Source organism: Arcobacter sp. ISO1 (assembly GCF_058105185.1).
Genome location: NZ_CM176573.1, coordinates 2591791 through 2606670, shown reverse-complemented (window position 1 = coordinate 2606670; position 14880 = coordinate 2591791). Strand labels below are relative to the sequence as shown.

The window sequence follows — 14880 nt, the reverse complement described above, 5'->3', positions numbered from 1 at the left end:
AAAAAATGAATAAATATTTATATATACTTTCATTTCTTTATGACCCTGTCGTCTAGTGGCCAAGGACATTTGGATTTCCTCCAAAGAACGCAAGTTCAAATCTTGCTGGGGTCGCCAACTATAGATATTAGTAAAATCTATTTCATAGATTTTGCTTCAACCCAAATAACTGCATCTTGACTAAGTTCTTTACCTTTATACTCTTTATCAACACCAGCACCTAAAGCACAAAAGCCCCAAAATCCAGCTCTTGGTATTGCAAATGTAAATTCACCATCTTTATTTGCTTTGATTGTCATTGTTACAAAAGCATCTTGTGGAGCTTCTACATAAGCTTTACCCATAGCATTTGCTTTTAAATCAACATCTCTATTTAAGTACTCAACTTCAATCTCTGCATATGGCACAATTTTACCTTTTGCTTTTACGATACCTGTAAAACTTCCACCTTCCCAAATAGCATATGGTTTAGTTAAGGGAACAATCTCAGCTTTTAATCCTAATTCTACATCCCAATCAGTTGGTGCACCAGCAACATTTACTATAGTTTTAGTGATTTGTTGAATATATGCATCTTCATTAGCTTCATAATAAGGTGCTGGTTTCATTACTAAAATATGATCCCCCATTTTCCTTGCTTTATATTTTGAAGCAAAAGCTGCACCACTGTTATGATGACCTTTAAACGTAATTGTATTAAGAGTTTTCAAAAGATCTGTCTTTTTACCCTTATTGATTACATAAAACTCTTCAATAGGTGCTAACTCTTTAGAATCATGCTGTTTACCCATATCCATTGTATGTTCATCAGCAAATGGATGAGTAAAAACATGTCTTAATTCAATTGTTTTACCTTTTTCTAAAGCCATATTTGGTGTATAAACCATTTGAAAATGTGCTAATGCACTTGTAGCCATAATTGTAGCTGCTGCTACTGTACTTAAAATTATTTTTTTCATTTTTTGTCCTTCAATAGTATTAACTTTAATAATCACTATTATTAAAATAGTAAAAAATTAGCTAAATGCTAAATTTAAAATACCTAATACTTTAAATTTAACATTTAGCAACTAATGATTTAAAAGTGGGCAAAGCCACTTTCCCCACTTTCCCACTTTCAAAACTATTCAGTAATATCTGAACCTTTTATAAATACCTTATGTCCTTCTCCTGCATCAAATACAGCAGTATAACTTCCTGATGGCTTTTTGAATGTTACTTCACTGTCTTCACTCATTTTTGCTTCATAAATTCTTTTTTCACCTTGCAATACATGAAACTTCACACCACTTGCACTACTTCCATCTGAAAATCCACCTTCACAAGTGATTGTGTTATCTCCATTATCAAAACAACTCATAATTGCAGTATGTGCAAACATAGAACTAGCAATAAATGCTAAACCAAATAAAATTTTTTTCATATTTTCATCCTTTTTTTAATTAATTTTTAATACTTTTGATTGAGGATTTGCTTTTAGTTTCATCCCACCTTTCCAATTTATATTTTTCTTTGGGGCTAGCCCAATAATTAAAGCTATGGCTACTATTAGAATGTAAAAATAAGTCATTGCTTCCACTCCACTCCAAGCGTAATTTGAACCTAGTGTAAAGATGATTGAAGCAATAGTGATTCCTAAAAAGACAGGGAAAAAAATAGCAAATATCATCCATTTATAACTATTTGTTTGAATTTTTACAACAATCATTGTAGCAATACAAGGTGGAGTTAAAATCATAAAAATGATAATTGCAACAGCATGAAGTGGAGTATATCCACTATTTAGTGCCATTGCTTCTTCAGCTCTCATATCATCAGCTTTATTATTTTCATATAAAGACCCTAGAGTTGCAACTGCACTTTCTCTTGCTGCAAATGAGCTTAAAAAGGCAACATTAATTTTCCAATCAAATCCTGCATATTGAGAAAAGGGTTCAATAGCTCGACCAGTCATACCAAGTAAAGAGTTTTCTACTTTTTCATTTTTTATATTTCTTAAAATTCTTTTTCTTTGTGTAGATAGTTTTCTCAATACTTTATTGATTTTTCTAGCTTCTTTATCTTTTCTAGGTTTAATAAATTTAAAGTGTGATTTATTTAAAAGAATATACTCTTCATCTATTGATTTAGCACCTTCTTTTGAAGTTGTTGTCATTCTTTTTGCTTTATAACTATCATAATAATTTAGAAGATTAGATACTTCTTCTTTAGTATCTACTTCCTCATAATATTTAGATTTTTTTGCTTTATTATAAAATGTACTTAAAGCTTTTTGGGATTGTAAATCATATTTTCCTTGTGATTCTTCACTTAAACCTGGAAATTGAAGCATTGCAAAAAGTATAATTGCAACTGCTAATACAATTGTTACAACTTTTTTAATATAAATCCAAACTCTTTGAGAAGCTCTTATAATAACACCTTTAAATGTTGGTAAATGATAAGGAGGTAATTCCATCAAAAAAGGAGCTGTTTCTCTTGTTGTTAAAATTGTTGAAGTTAATAACTTTGAAACAATCATTGCGATAAATATAGTTATTGTTGATATAAAAAACATCATAAGAGCCATATCAGGCTTAAAAAATGCACCAAGAAGTAGAGTGTAAAAAGGAACTTTTGCTAGACAGTTCATGTATGGAACTGCTAGTATAGTTGCCATTCTTGCTCTATCATCAGCAATTCCTTTTGTTGACATTACTCCTGGAACTGCGCAACCTCCAACCATTGCTCCACCTAAAACTAAAGGAAGTGTTGATTGTCCATGTAGTCCAAATCTTTTGAAAACTCTATCTAAGATAAAAGCCATTCTAGGCATATATCCAACATCTTCCATAATTGCAATCAAAGCAAATAATATAAAGAATATTGGAATATAGTTCATTAATGCATTTGCACTATTTACTAGCCAAATTGCTAGGTCTGTTATCATTGGAACATCGGTAAAATTTGCAGCAGGTAAAAAATCAATTACAAAGTTTTTAAAAGCAGCAAGTATAGGCCAGGTATAATCTGTTAGTTTGTATCCCCAAACAATAGATATTTGATAAACCAAAAACATAATACCTACTAAAATAGGTAGTGCAAAGTATCTATTTAAAATGATTTTATCAGTCTTATCAGTAAAATTTTCTTTTCCTATATTTTTTTCATTAACTGTATTGTGATAAATAATATCTGCTGAGTCGTATCTAAAAGATGCTAAAAATGAAACTGTATCTTTATCATATTTTTCATGAAAAGAATTTTCTTGAACTCTTACAAACTCTTCGATATCAAGAACTTCTTTTTCAAGTCTTTCGAGAATTGTTTTATCACCTTCTAAAGCTTTAATAGCAAGCCATCTTTTTTTTTGAGGTAATTTTGTATCAATTATTTTTTCTTCCACTTTTTTAATATGTAATTCTAATTCTTCATAATTAATTTTAAATTCATTATAGTTATGTTTATTGTGAGAAGTTTTAACTATACTTCTCATAATATCTTCACCTCCAATACCTTTTGCACCACTTGCTTCTACAACTGGACAATTTAACATTTCAGATATTTTTTTAGAATCAATTTCTATATCTCTTCTTTTAGCTACATCCATCATATTTAATACAACTACAACAGGAATTCCAATTTCTAAAAGTTGAAAAGTCAAATAAAGATTTCTTTTAATATTAGAAGCATCAACAACATTTACAATTAAATCAGGAGCTTCATCGATTATAAAATCTTTTGCAACTCTTTCTTCTAATGAATATGAAGAAAAAGAGTAAGTTCCTGGAAGGTCAACCATTTCAATTTTATGATTATCGTATTTAAAGAAACCAGTTTTTTTATCAACTGTAACCCCTGGATAATTAGCAATATGTTGTTCAATACCACTTACTAGGTTAAAAACTGTAGATTTACCACAATTAGGTTGTCCAGCAAGTGCAACTTTTATTTTAGTCATCACCATGTTCCTTCACTTCTATAAGCTCAGCTTCACTTTTTCTAATGCTTAAATTATAATTGTGTAATTTTAATTCCATTGGATCAAAAAGTGGTGCTTCTCTGATAACTTCAATTTCTACATTATTTACAAAGCCCATATCAAGGAGCTTATTTAAAAGCTTTCCTCTAGCATTTAGTTTCATGATTTTTGCTTTTCGTCCATTTTCTATAAGATCTAAAGTTTTTACTTTAGCATTCATAATCTTTTCCTTACTCAATGATATTATTCATTTATTTCTGTATCTTTTTAGTGGGACATTCTTTAGTCCCACAATTACAGCCACTATTTTTAAATGTTGTTTTATATACATAATATAGAGCAGAAAGTGTAATTATTATTAAGAAAGCATTTTCCATATTTTACCTTCGTTTATTTATATTTTTATTCCTTAATGATAATTGATATCATTAATTATATAGAATGATAATCATTATTAACTTTAATATTACTTAAAATATATTTAAAAATGCTTCAAATTAAATTTTTTTATATAATTTTAAGAATTAGACCCAAAAGGTAAAAAGTCTTAGCTTTTAATTTTTAAAAAAAACTATTATATTTAAAATCAATAATTATTATCATTAATATTTAATTAAGTTAATAATGAGTATCATAATGATAGTTATTATCAAGGTTATTAAATGAAAAGTAAAAATAGTATAGAAAACTCAATGTTTTTTAAGCAGAATATGAAAATAAAAAAGAATTTGTGGAAGCCATATACTTTAGTTTTACTTGTAAGTTTTATGCTAGTTTTAATTAAAGGTATAAACTAATGAAAAATAAATATGGTATAGATTTTGATACATATTTAAAGAACTTTAAACTTCACGCTACAAAATTAGGATTAAAAAACTCAATTCAAAAAGATTATATTTTAAAAATACTCTTTTTTTCCGATGAACATCTATCCGTTGAACAGATAACAATGAGAATAAAAAGTAAATATAATGTAAATGTAGGGATAGCAACAGTTTATAGAACTATAAATTTTTTTGAAGAACTAAATATTGTAGAGAGTTTAGATGTAGGAGATGGTATAAAAAGATATGAAATTAATTTATCTGCACACCATGATCATTTAGTCTGTATTTCTTGTCATAAAATAGTTGAGTTTTATGATGATGTGATAGAACTCAAACAGATTAGAATTGCTGAAAATAATGGATATACGCTAAAAAATCACGTCATGATTATATATGGACTTTGTGAAAATTGTCAATAAATTTTTTATTGACTTTTTTGATAATGAGTACGATTTTATAATAAGTCGTACTTAAGTTTTACTAAGTGAGAATACAAATGAAAAGGATCAGTTTTGATTAAAACAGATGACATTATAAATATTGCAAAATATTTTACAATTATCGCTCATACCCCAGGTAGATTGAGAGTAAGAGTTAACCCAAAAATAAAAAACGAGGGTGGAAATATTACAATAGAAGATATAGAGACTTTACCTAAAAAAATAAATGGTATTAAAAATATCACTATAAAAAAAATTATAGGTTCTGTTACTATTATGTATGATCCTGATATTTTTGATCCAAAGCTTTGGGAAGAATTGATTAAAAATGAAAACCTTGATGAAATTACAGTTCTTATAAATGAACTAGCAAAGGAGGTTGCGTAAATTGGAATCAAATATTGATGAACAACTTTTAGTTTCACAAAGAGTTGATCCAAATAATAATATACAAATAAGAGACCAAATTCTAAGAATTGCGGTTTATGATGAATTTAAAGCTTATGAAGCATATACAGCTATTATAAATAAGTTTGGATATATGCAACCCTTTACAAATATTAGAGAAGCAGAAGCTAGACACTATAGTGAGCTTATACCTCTTTTAGAAAAATATGGGGTTGAAGTCCCAACAAATGATTGGGCTGATAAGATTGAAGTCCCAAATTCTTATGTGGAAGCTTGTGAGTTAGGTGTTGCAAGTGAGATTAAAAATATTGCAATGTATGACAATCTACTTCAATATGTACAAGAAAATGATATAAAAAATGTATTATTTAAACTTCAAGCAGCTTCTTATAATAATCATTTGCCAGCTTTTAGAAATTGCGTAATAACTTATTATACATCACATCAAAATAGTACAGGAGGATTTAACCAAGAAGAGCTTATGCAAAAACTTGGTGAATATCAAGGGATGTTTGAAGATATTATGTCAGGAAATGTTGATCAAAGTAAAATAACTGAACTTTTCTCAAAATTAAATATATCGATGATAAGCGGAGCAGCCTTTGGAACGGCAACAGTAGCTTTTTTAAATAGCTATATGGAAAAACAAAAAGAAGATAAGGAGTAAATCATGGCATTACCATTTGTAGCAGGATTAGCAGTAGGAGTAGGAGCAGTTTTAGCATTTAATAAATCAGATAAGATTAAAGATGCGGCAAATAATTTATTTAAGAAATCAAAAGATGTAGCATCTGATTCTCTAGAAAAAGGGAAAGAAGCTGTAGAAGATGCAAAACAAACAATTAATGCAACAGCTGAATGTATTAAAGAAAAAAAAGAAAAAGCAGCTTTAGAAAATAAAGAGCTTAAGGAATAATAATGTATCAACCAACTGTTAATACAGGTGAACCAAGAAATGTACTAGGACATATTGTAAGTGGAGCAGTGGCTTCTGCAATTGTCTCTGGTACAATTAATTATAAAAAATTAAAAGAAGAAAAAATTGAAGCAAAAGATGCTTTAAAAGATACTGTTAAAAAAACATCACAAGGAGCAGTAGCTACAGGTGCAGCAATTGCAACTGCTAACTATTTAGGTCAAAAGGGTGGTTTTTTAAAGGCTATGACAGCTGTAAGCATTGGGATGGCAGGAATTTATGCAATAGAAATAATTGATGAAAAATTACAAGAAAAAGAATCTATTGCTATTGAAAATGAAGAAACAGAATTAATTGAAAAGGAAACTAATGAATAATAATAATATGTATAATACAAATATAGATGCAACAAGAAATCTTGATAATATGCAAAATGCTACAGGATTAAATCAAAATCCTTATATTAACCATCAAGTTAATATGAATCCAAATACAATGAACCCTATAGCTACTGACTTAGTAAATACTCCACAACAACCAAGCTCTATATTTACAAATGGAGATTTTGTAAAGGGTGCATTAATAGGTGCTGCTGTTACTTATCTTTTAACAAATAAAGGTGCTCAAGAAAATATCATGAAAGCCGTATCAAAAGGGAATGAACTTTTTCAAGCTGGTATGGAAGAGATGAAAGAGAGATATGAAGACGCGAGAGCGAAAATGGAAGCAAATAAATAATTTAATATTAAGAATTTTTAATGAAAAATGAACTTAAAAAAGTACACACTACATCCAAGAGAGCAAGATATAGATACTCTTTATTATCAGATAGAACATTAGATGAAAATATTTTAAAATCAAATTTAGAGAAAATCTCTGGAGTTGAAAGTGTACGAATAAATAAAAAAGCATACAGTATAATTTTTAATTTTGAAGATGAATCGGTATGTGAAAAAATTGAAGAAAAATTATCTTCTTTAACTATAGATGACTTATCAAATTCTAGTGATGAAATAGCTTCTATATGTGTCTCTTGTATAAGTGATGAAGAACCTAGTTTTAGAAGAACTGCATTAGCAACAGCTGCATTAGGTACTGAACAATTATTGAAAAATGATAAGGCAAAACTAGCTGTTACCTTAGGAACTTCATATCCTATTTTAATAGATGGCATAAAAGAGTTATTTGAAGAGGGATTTACATCAAGAGTTTTAGAAAGTGCTGCTGTTGGTATTTCTATTTATAGAAAAGATTATTTAGCTGCAAACTCTACAAATGCAATGCTAGAACTTGGTGAATATATAGAAGAGACTACAGTTCATAAAAGTGATGATTTATTAAAAGAACTTTCAAAACCAAATGTTGAAGAGGCATGGATAGAAAGAGAAGTTGATGGAAAAATAACTGAAATATTGATTAAAAGTAAAGATATTAAAATGGGAGATGTGGTAGTTGTAGGAATTGGAAATACAATTCCTGTCGATGGTCATGTGCTAGAAGGAAATGCAAGTATCAATCAAATTTCTATGACGGGAGAGGCTGAGCCTGTAATGAAAATTAGAGGTGATAGGGTTATTTCTGGGACTATTGTAGAAGATGGTAGACTTAGAATTTGGGCTGAACATGTTGGAGGTGATACAGCTACACAAAGAATAAAACACTATATAGAAAACTCATTAAATGAAAAATCATCTGTTCAGTTAAAAGCAACAAAACTTGCTGATAAACTTGTCCCTGTAACACTTGGACTTGCTGCAACTTCATATATAATAAGTCGTGATTTTGAAAGAGTAGCTTCTGTATTACAAGCAGATTATTCTTGTGCTTTAAAACTTGCAACTCCTGTTGCTTTTAAATCAACAATATCAAAAGCTGGCAAAAATGGTATTATGATAAAAGGTGCAAAATCTATAGAATCTTTACATAGTGCAGATACTTTTGTATTTGATAAAACTGGAACTTTAACAGAAGGGGAACTTGAAGTTGTTTCTGTAAACTCTTTTAGCTCACAATGGACTGAAGAAGATATTTTAAACCTTACTGCATCTGCTGAAGAACACTATTTTCATCCTGTTGCTGAAGCTGTTGTAAAAGCAGCAAGGGAAAAAGGTTTTGTTCATATGCACCATGAGGAAGTGGAATTTATTGTTGCCCACGGAGTTAAAACAGAAGTAAGAGGTAAACAAGTTGTTATTGGGAGTAGACACTTTTTAGAAGATGATGAAGGTATAAGTTTTAGAAGTCATAAACATAAAATAGAAGAGTGTTTACAAAATGGAAAAACACTTTTATATGTTGGTTATGATGGGAAACTACTAGGAACTATTGGTTTAATTGATAGTTTAAGATCAAATACTAAAGCCTCATTAAAAAAATTAAGAAAATTAGGTGTAAAAAATATTGTAATGCTAACTGGTGACACTCAGCAAAAAGCTGATTTAATTGCAAGAGAACTTGGAATCGATGAAGTTAGAGCGGAACTAATGCCAACAGATAAAGCAAAAATTGTAAAAGAGCTTATGGATGAGGGAAGAAAAGTTGCCTTTGTAGGTGATGGAATAAATGATGCACCAGCACTTATCTCTGCGCATGTGGGTATTTCTATGAGTAGGGGAGCAGATATTGCAAAAGCTACTGCCGATGTTAGTTTATTAAAAGATGATATCGCAGCAGTAGTAGAAGCAAAAGAATTAGCAAATGATACAATGAAACTTATAAATAATAATTTCAATACAACAGTAGGAATAAACTCTGTTATCTTAGGTGGAGCAACATTAGGGTTTTTCTCTCCTGTAGCAACAGCAGTTTTACATAATGGAACAACTATTGGACTATTATTAAACTCAATAAAAGGTGTAAAGGTAAAGTAATGGAATTTGATAAAGAGTTACAAAGAGAAAGCGCAAAAATTGGTATGACAGCAACACTTGGCGTTACAGTTGCAACTTCATTATTTATGAAAAATAAAGCTGCAAAAAAAGCACATATTGTTGCAGGAGTTGCATTTTGTGGCTTTACACTTTGGCATACATTACTTTATGATAAACCTAAAAATAAAGTAGAAAAGCTAGAAAAAAAAGAAGCTTAAATTTAAGTTTCTTTTTTTAAAGTTTCTTGATTATGATAATAGATATCAGTTTTATATAAGTTTTTTTTGATAAAATTATTGATAATTATTATTAATAAAGGAAGAGTATGGCTTTTTTATTACCTCTTGGTGCAGTACTAACTGCTGCTATTACAGTTAAAACATTCGATAAAACTTCTAAAAAGATGATTAAAAGAAAAAAAAGAAAATCAAAAACTATTGCTTAAAATGGATCGTTTATTAGGTTTTGTAGTAGTTTATTAAATGAAGAAGATGTAATTTAATTACATCTTCTTCATACTGTTTTTTAATGCATTAATTAGTTCATTATTTAAATGTTCTAAGTTTATATCATCATTATAGCACTCATATTCATTTAAAATAAAAGAGTAGTTTTCAAGGATTGTTTTTAATTTATTATCATCAGTTAAAAGATTGATTTTAGAAGTTAAATCTCTTACATTTTTTTGCTTTTCTTTTAAATTGTCACAGTTTATTGAAGATACTTCACTTGAAAGTTCTGAAAAAAGATGAAGTGTTTTTTCTCTTATCCATTTTTTCTTATCACTATTATTTTTAAATTTTGTTGTTACTATAGAATCAAATGTTTTAGTTGCAAGGGAACTTATAATTGCACTTCCTATTGCTGATTCTGCTAATGCAATTGCTGCTACCATAAATTATCCTTTCTGATATTAATTATCAAATTCTATATGAATAAAACTTACAATTGGATTAAATTGATAACAAGTATCAATTAATTTTTTCATAGAATTTAATAGTTGATATTAGAATAAAAGTAAATATACTCTATAATTATTAATAATATTAATTATATAATTAAAGCAAATCAAATATATAGGGCTGTTTTGAAATTATTACACACATCAGATTGGCACTTAGGTCAAAACTTTATGGGAAAAAGCAGACTAGAAGAGCATGAGGCTTTTTTATCTTGGCTTTTAAATACAATAAAAGAAAATAATATAGATGTATTACTTGTATCAGGAGATATCTTTGATACAGGAACACCACCAAACTATGCACTTGAACTTTACTACAACTTTTTAAAACAATTATCACAAGTAAATAGTTTAAACACCACAATTATAACAGCTGGAAATCACGATTCAGTTTCCACGCTAAAAGCACCAAAGCAACTTCTTGAAGCACTAAATGTACATGTAGTAGTAAATGGCGATGAAGAGGAAAACATAATCATCCCTATAAAAGAAGGTGCTGTAACTAAAGCAATAGTTTGTGCAGTGCCATTTTTAAGAGATAGTATCATAAGACAATCACTTGGTGGAGAAACTGTAAGCGACAAAGAAAAACTTGCAAACAATGGTATCAAAGCTTATTATGAAAAAGCCTACAACAAAGCAAAAGAAATAGACTCAAACATTCCAATCATAGCTATGGGACACTTGACAACTGTTGGCGGTCGTACAAGTGAAAGTGAAAGAGATATCTATATAGGCGGAACACTTGATATTGGTGGGGATTATTTGGCTAGTATGTTTGACTATGTAGCTTTAGGACACTTGCATATAAATCAAAGAGTTGGAAATGAACATGTAAGATACTCAGGTTCTCCTATACCTCTTAGTTTTTCAGAATCAAAAAATACGCAAAAAGTAAACTTAGTAACTATAGAAAAAGATGTAAAAGTAGAAGAGTTAGAAATCCCTTTAAAAAGAAAGCTTCAAGTTATCAAAGGTAATCTTGAAATTATCAAAAAAGAGCTAAAAGTTATCGAAGATAAAACAACATGGATAGAAGTTCATATAAAAGATGATAATCCAATGTTTGCAAACACTGAGATAAGAGAACTAGCTACAAAATTAGAGCTAATAATCTTAGCCGTTAAAATAGAAAAAAGCGAAAAGCAACTAAGAGCAAAAGAGTTAAAAGCTATAAGCCTAGATGAACTAAGTGTTCAAGAGGTTTTTGAAAAAAGATTAGACTTAGAAGAGATAGAAAACAAAGAGTTTAAAGAGCAATTATCACAAACTTTTAATGAAGTAGTTTCAAATCTTCATGAAGAGCCAAAAAGTGAGCAGGTCTAATGAAGATACTAAAAGTAAAACTACTAAATATAAACTCCCTAAAAGGTGAGTTTGAAATAGACTTTCAAGCATTTTTAAAAGATGAATCTCTTTTTGCCATAACAGGACCAACAGGAGCAGGGAAAAGTACAATCCTAGATGTAATCACTTGTGCTTTATATGGAAGAACAGCCAGACTAACAAACCCAAATGATCTGATGAGTAGACACACAGGTGAGTGTTTATGTGAAGTGGAGTTTGAAATAAAAGGCAAAGTTTACAGAAGCTCTTGGGCGCAAAAAAGAGCAAGAAAAAATCCAAATGGAAACTTCCAATCTGCAAAGATGGAGATAGTAGAACTAGACACAAACAAAATACTAGAATCATATCTTTCAAAAGTGCCAAAGGTAGTAGAAGAGATATCAGGGCTTGATTTTGATAGATTTGTTCAATCTATGATGTTAGCCCAAGGAAGTTTTGATGCCTTTTTAAAAGCCAAAGAAAACGAGCGTTCAAACCTACTAGAAAAGATTACGGGAACATATATCTATAAACAGATCTCACAAAGTATCTATGAGACATACTCACACAAGAAAAAAGAGATAGAAGCAGATGAGATAGCACTAGGAAGTATAGAACTACTAGAGCCAAACATAGTAGAAGAAAAAACAAAACAACTAGAAACAAACAAAAAAGAAAAACAAGAATTAGATAAAAAAGAGAGTGAACTAAAAAAACTATCAAACTACCTAGAAACTCTAACTAAACTAGAAGCAGATAGCCAAAAATACAACCAAGAGTTTGAGCAAATAAGCAAAGAAAAAGAGGACAACAAAGAGCAGTTTACAAAACTAGAACTTGCAAACAAAGCCATAAGAATACAAGCCCTAAACCAAGAGAAAAACCAACTAACAAATACAATCACAAATGATAAACAAAGCTTAGAATCTTTGCAAAAAGAAGACAAAGAGTTAAAAGAACAAATCCAAACAAAAGAGCAAGAATTCAAACTCGCTAAACAAAGCCTTGAAAAAGAGCAAACAACATACAACGAAAACTACAAAAAACTAAAAGAGTTAAGAACTATAAAAACACAAAGTGATGGTAAAAACTCTTTATATGTAGAAAAAAGTAAAAAAATCTCACAACACCTACAAGAGTTGGCAAAGTATTTTGAGATAGCTTTTGAAACACTAATAAATGACGAATCACAGATAGACAATCTATACAAAAACTTCTCATCAAATCTAGACACAAAAAAAGAGCAGTTAGAAACACTAATAGAACAATACAAAGTACTAGAAACCCAAACAAAAGATATAACCCAAAAAGAGCAAAACACAAGAGCAAAACTAAAAGAGATAGAAGCTCTTCTAAAAGCCCTAAGTGATTATGAAACACTACAAGAGCAAATAACACAAGAGCAAAACAAGATAAAAGAATACAATACACAAATAGAAACACAAACAAAACTAAACCAAGAAAAAACAAAACTAATAAACCAAATAAACGAAACTCTAAACTCACTAAAACAAACAAGAGAAAAAGAGCTTCTTATCAAAAACTACGAGCAAGACAGAGCCAAACTAAAAGATGGACAAGAGTGCTTTTTATGTGGCTCGAAAGAGCATCCATATATAAACCACTCTTTAAATATAGATACAGAGATAAGCCAAACACTAGCCAAAATAAAAGAGCAAGAAAGCTATTTACAAGAGCAAAATAGCGAACTACACAACTCTCAAATAAACCTAGCCAAACTCAGCTCAAAACTTGAAAGCTCAAACCTAGAAATACAAAAACAACAAACTACAAAAGAGCAAATAGAAGAGTTCTTTAAAACAAGTGATTTCAAAGTACAAGAAGACTCAAAAGCCACACTACAAGAGCAAATGCAATTTTGCGAAAATGAGTTAAAAGAGTATGTAACTTTAAGAGAGCAAAAAGAGTCTTTACAAGCAAAAAAAGAGTCTCTACAATCATCTGTAAATATAGAGCTGCAAAAGCAACAGCAGATAAACACAAGCATAAAAACAATAAAAGAGTTAAAAGAGGAACAATCAAAACTAAAAGAAGAGATAACAAAGCTTCAAACCCAAAGTAAAAATATCTTAGATATAGAAGATTTAGACCTTTTTGAGAAAAATATCCAAGAGAGTTTAGACACTGTTTCAAAGCACTTTAATAGTTTGCAAAACCATCTTTCAAGCCTAAAATCAAAAGATGAGTCCCTATCAAAACAGATAATCCAACTAAACAAAAAACAAGAAGATGACAAACAAAACCTAGAACTCATAAAAGAGAAGTTTGAAAAAGCTTTAGTAGAGTATGGCTTTAGTTCACAAGAGGAGTTTGAAAAAGCAAACTTACCAAAAGAAGAGTTTGAAAGCTTAACAAATCTATGCAAAACCATAGAAGAGAAATACACACAAATACAAACTCTAAAAGCAGACACAAACAAAAAACTAAAGGAACACAAACTCTTAGAAAAAGAGATAAACCCTACAAATCAAAACAAAGATGATATAAACAAAGAGTTACAAAACCTACAAAGCACAATAGACCAACTTCAAGAAACCATAGGAAGTATCTCAAAAGAGTTAGAGATAAATACCCAAAATATAAAAAAATCAGAAGACAAAATCAAACAACTTGAAAAGAAAAAACAAGCCTTCCAAGTATGGGTAAAACTAAATGATATGATAGGTTCAAGCCAAGGGGACAAGTTCGCCAAATTTGCCCAAGGTATCACACTAGACCAACTAATCTACCTAGCAAACAAGCACTTAGAAATACTAAGCCCAAGATACGAACTACAAAGAAACACAGAATCAAACAAACTCTTAGATATAGAGATAATAGATGGCTTCCAAGGTGATGCAATAAGAGGTGTAAACACACTATCAGGGGGAGAAAGCTTCATAGTAAGTCTCTCTTTAGCCTTAGGACTTTCAAGTCTAGCAAGCCAAAAGATAAGTATAGACTCACTTTTCCTAGATGAAGGGTTTGGAACTCTAGATAGTGATAGCCTAGAACTAGCACTAAATGCACTAAATCAGTTACAAAGTTCAGGAAAAATGGTAGGTGTGATTTCTCATGTGGAAGCACTAAAAGAGAGAATTCCATTGCAGATAAAGGTTGAGCCTAAGGGTGATGGGACTAGTGGTTTGGATTTAAATTAAAAGGAAAATA

Annotated in this window: 16 protein-coding genes and 1 tRNA gene; 12 read left to right on the top strand and 5 right to left on the bottom strand. The window is 29.8% G+C overall.

Features of this window, described 5'->3' with window-relative positions:
- Positions 1-41 precede the first annotated feature (41 nt).
- A tRNA-Glu gene (locus AC2TY9_RS12895) sits at positions 42-117 on the top strand.
- A gap of 20 nt (positions 118-137) precedes the next feature.
- On the opposite strand, the gene AC2TY9_RS12890 is transcribed toward AC2TY9_RS12895, so the two are convergent.
- From AC2TY9_RS12890 to AC2TY9_RS12875, 4 genes are all read right to left on the bottom strand, one after another.
- Complete coding sequence (locus AC2TY9_RS12890) at positions 138-959, bottom strand: DUF4198 domain-containing protein (protein ID WP_489777920.1); 822 nt, start codon at positions 957-959, stop codon at positions 138-140.
- A 164-nt stretch (positions 960-1123) separates the two neighbouring features.
- Entirely contained in the window at positions 1124-1423 is a 300-nt protein-coding gene (locus AC2TY9_RS12885; RefSeq protein ID WP_489777919.1) for a hypothetical protein, read from the bottom strand.
- Positions 1424-1438: 15 nt separating this feature from the next.
- Positions 1439-3940: a ferrous iron transport protein B gene (gene feoB, locus AC2TY9_RS12880; protein ID WP_489777918.1), complete on the bottom strand. Its 2502-nt coding sequence runs from the start codon at positions 3938-3940 to the stop codon at positions 1439-1441.
- Positions 3933-4181: a FeoA family protein gene (locus AC2TY9_RS12875; protein ID WP_489777917.1), complete on the bottom strand. Its 249-nt coding sequence runs from the start codon at positions 4179-4181 to the stop codon at positions 3933-3935. Before AC2TY9_RS12875 ends, feoB begins: the two co-directional genes overlap by 8 nt.
- A gap of 442 nt (positions 4182-4623) precedes the next feature.
- Between AC2TY9_RS12875 and AC2TY9_RS12870 the strand changes: the two genes are divergently transcribed.
- From AC2TY9_RS12870 to AC2TY9_RS12830, 9 genes are all read left to right on the top strand, one after another.
- Positions 4624-4758, top strand: a complete 135-nt coding sequence (locus AC2TY9_RS12870; protein WP_489777916.1) for a hypothetical protein — start codon at positions 4624-4626, stop codon at positions 4756-4758.
- On the top strand, positions 4758-5207 hold the full coding sequence (locus AC2TY9_RS12865; protein ID WP_489777915.1) for a Fur family transcriptional regulator: 450 nt from the start codon (positions 4758-4760) through the stop codon (positions 5205-5207). The genes AC2TY9_RS12870 and AC2TY9_RS12865 overlap by 1 nt, the downstream gene beginning before the upstream one ends.
- A 93-nt stretch (positions 5208-5300) precedes the next feature.
- Positions 5301-5615: a hypothetical protein gene (locus AC2TY9_RS12860; RefSeq protein ID WP_489777914.1), complete on the top strand. Its 315-nt coding sequence runs from the start codon at positions 5301-5303 to the stop codon at positions 5613-5615.
- Position 5616: 1 nt separating this feature from the next.
- Positions 5617-6303 (top strand): ferritin-like domain-containing protein, encoded by a 687-nt coding sequence (locus AC2TY9_RS12855; protein WP_489777913.1) that lies wholly within the window; start codon positions 5617-5619, stop codon positions 6301-6303.
- 3 nt (positions 6304-6306) lie between these two features.
- Complete coding sequence (locus AC2TY9_RS12850; protein WP_489777912.1) at positions 6307-6552, top strand: hypothetical protein; 246 nt, start codon at positions 6307-6309, stop codon at positions 6550-6552.
- Positions 6553-6554: 2 nt separating this feature from the next.
- Positions 6555-6929: a magnetosome protein MamC family protein gene (locus AC2TY9_RS12845; protein ID WP_489777911.1), complete on the top strand. Its 375-nt coding sequence runs from the start codon at positions 6555-6557 to the stop codon at positions 6927-6929.
- Positions 6922-7290, top strand: coding sequence for a YtxH domain-containing protein (locus tag AC2TY9_RS12840; protein ID WP_489777909.1), 369 nt, complete (start codon positions 6922-6924; stop codon positions 7288-7290). The genes AC2TY9_RS12845 and AC2TY9_RS12840 overlap by 8 nt, the downstream gene beginning before the upstream one ends.
- Before the next feature lie 20 nt (positions 7291-7310).
- Positions 7311-9422: a heavy metal translocating P-type ATPase gene (locus AC2TY9_RS12835; RefSeq protein WP_489777907.1), complete on the top strand. Its 2112-nt coding sequence runs from the start codon at positions 7311-7313 to the stop codon at positions 9420-9422.
- Positions 9422-9640: a hypothetical protein gene (locus AC2TY9_RS12830; protein WP_489777906.1), complete on the top strand. Its 219-nt coding sequence runs from the start codon at positions 9422-9424 to the stop codon at positions 9638-9640. The genes AC2TY9_RS12835 and AC2TY9_RS12830 overlap by 1 nt, the downstream gene beginning before the upstream one ends.
- A 284-nt stretch (positions 9641-9924) precedes the next feature.
- On the opposite strand, the gene AC2TY9_RS12825 is transcribed toward AC2TY9_RS12830, so the two are convergent.
- Positions 9925-10317, bottom strand: coding sequence for a hypothetical protein (locus tag AC2TY9_RS12825; RefSeq protein WP_489777905.1), 393 nt, complete (start codon positions 10315-10317; stop codon positions 9925-9927).
- 192 nt (positions 10318-10509) lie between these two features.
- Between AC2TY9_RS12825 and AC2TY9_RS12820 the strand changes: the two genes are divergently transcribed.
- Complete coding sequence (locus tag AC2TY9_RS12820) at positions 10510-11709, top strand: exonuclease SbcCD subunit D C-terminal domain-containing protein (protein WP_489777904.1); 1200 nt, start codon at positions 10510-10512, stop codon at positions 11707-11709.
- Positions 11709-14870, top strand: coding sequence for an AAA family ATPase (locus AC2TY9_RS12815; RefSeq protein ID WP_489777903.1), 3162 nt, complete (start codon positions 11709-11711; stop codon positions 14868-14870). The genes AC2TY9_RS12820 and AC2TY9_RS12815 overlap by 1 nt, the downstream gene beginning before the upstream one ends.
- Positions 14871-14880 lie beyond the last annotated feature (10 nt).

What these genes read in the sequence shown, in the direction of transcription:
- AC2TY9_RS12845 (WP_489777911.1), top strand. Translation starts at nt 6,555, where the DNA reads ATGTATCAACCAACTGTTAATACAGGTGAACCAAGAAATGTACTAGGA.
- AC2TY9_RS12835 (WP_489777907.1), top strand. Translation starts at nt 7,311, where the DNA reads ATGAAAAATGAACTTAAAAAAGTACACACTACATCCAAGAGAGCAAGA.
- feoB (WP_489777918.1), bottom strand. Translation starts at nt 3,940, where the DNA reads ATGACTAAAATAAAAGTTGCACTTGCTGGACAACCTAATTGTGGTAAA.
- AC2TY9_RS12825 (WP_489777905.1), bottom strand. Translation starts at nt 10,317, where the DNA reads ATGGTAGCAGCAATTGCATTAGCAGAATCAGCAATAGGAAGTGCAATT.
- AC2TY9_RS12875 (WP_489777917.1), bottom strand. Translation starts at nt 4,181, where the DNA reads ATGAATGCTAAAGTAAAAACTTTAGATCTTATAGAAAATGGACGAAAA.
- AC2TY9_RS12885 (WP_489777919.1), bottom strand. Translation starts at nt 1,423, where the DNA reads ATGAAAAAAATTTTATTTGGTTTAGCATTTATTGCTAGTTCTATGTTT.
- AC2TY9_RS12890 (WP_489777920.1), bottom strand. Translation starts at nt 959, where the DNA reads ATGAAAAAAATAATTTTAAGTACAGTAGCAGCAGCTACAATTATGGCT.
- AC2TY9_RS12850 (WP_489777912.1), top strand. Translation starts at nt 6,307, where the DNA reads ATGGCATTACCATTTGTAGCAGGATTAGCAGTAGGAGTAGGAGCAGTT.
- AC2TY9_RS12865 (WP_489777915.1), top strand. Translation starts at nt 4,758, where the DNA reads ATGAAAAATAAATATGGTATAGATTTTGATACATATTTAAAGAACTTT.
- AC2TY9_RS12830 (WP_489777906.1), top strand. Translation starts at nt 9,422, where the DNA reads ATGGAATTTGATAAAGAGTTACAAAGAGAAAGCGCAAAAATTGGTATG.
- AC2TY9_RS12815 (WP_489777903.1), top strand. Translation starts at nt 11,709, where the DNA reads ATGAAGATACTAAAAGTAAAACTACTAAATATAAACTCCCTAAAAGGT.
- AC2TY9_RS12840 (WP_489777909.1), top strand. Translation starts at nt 6,922, where the DNA reads ATGAATAATAATAATATGTATAATACAAATATAGATGCAACAAGAAAT.
- AC2TY9_RS12870 (WP_489777916.1), top strand. Translation starts at nt 4,624, where the DNA reads ATGAAAAGTAAAAATAGTATAGAAAACTCAATGTTTTTTAAGCAGAAT.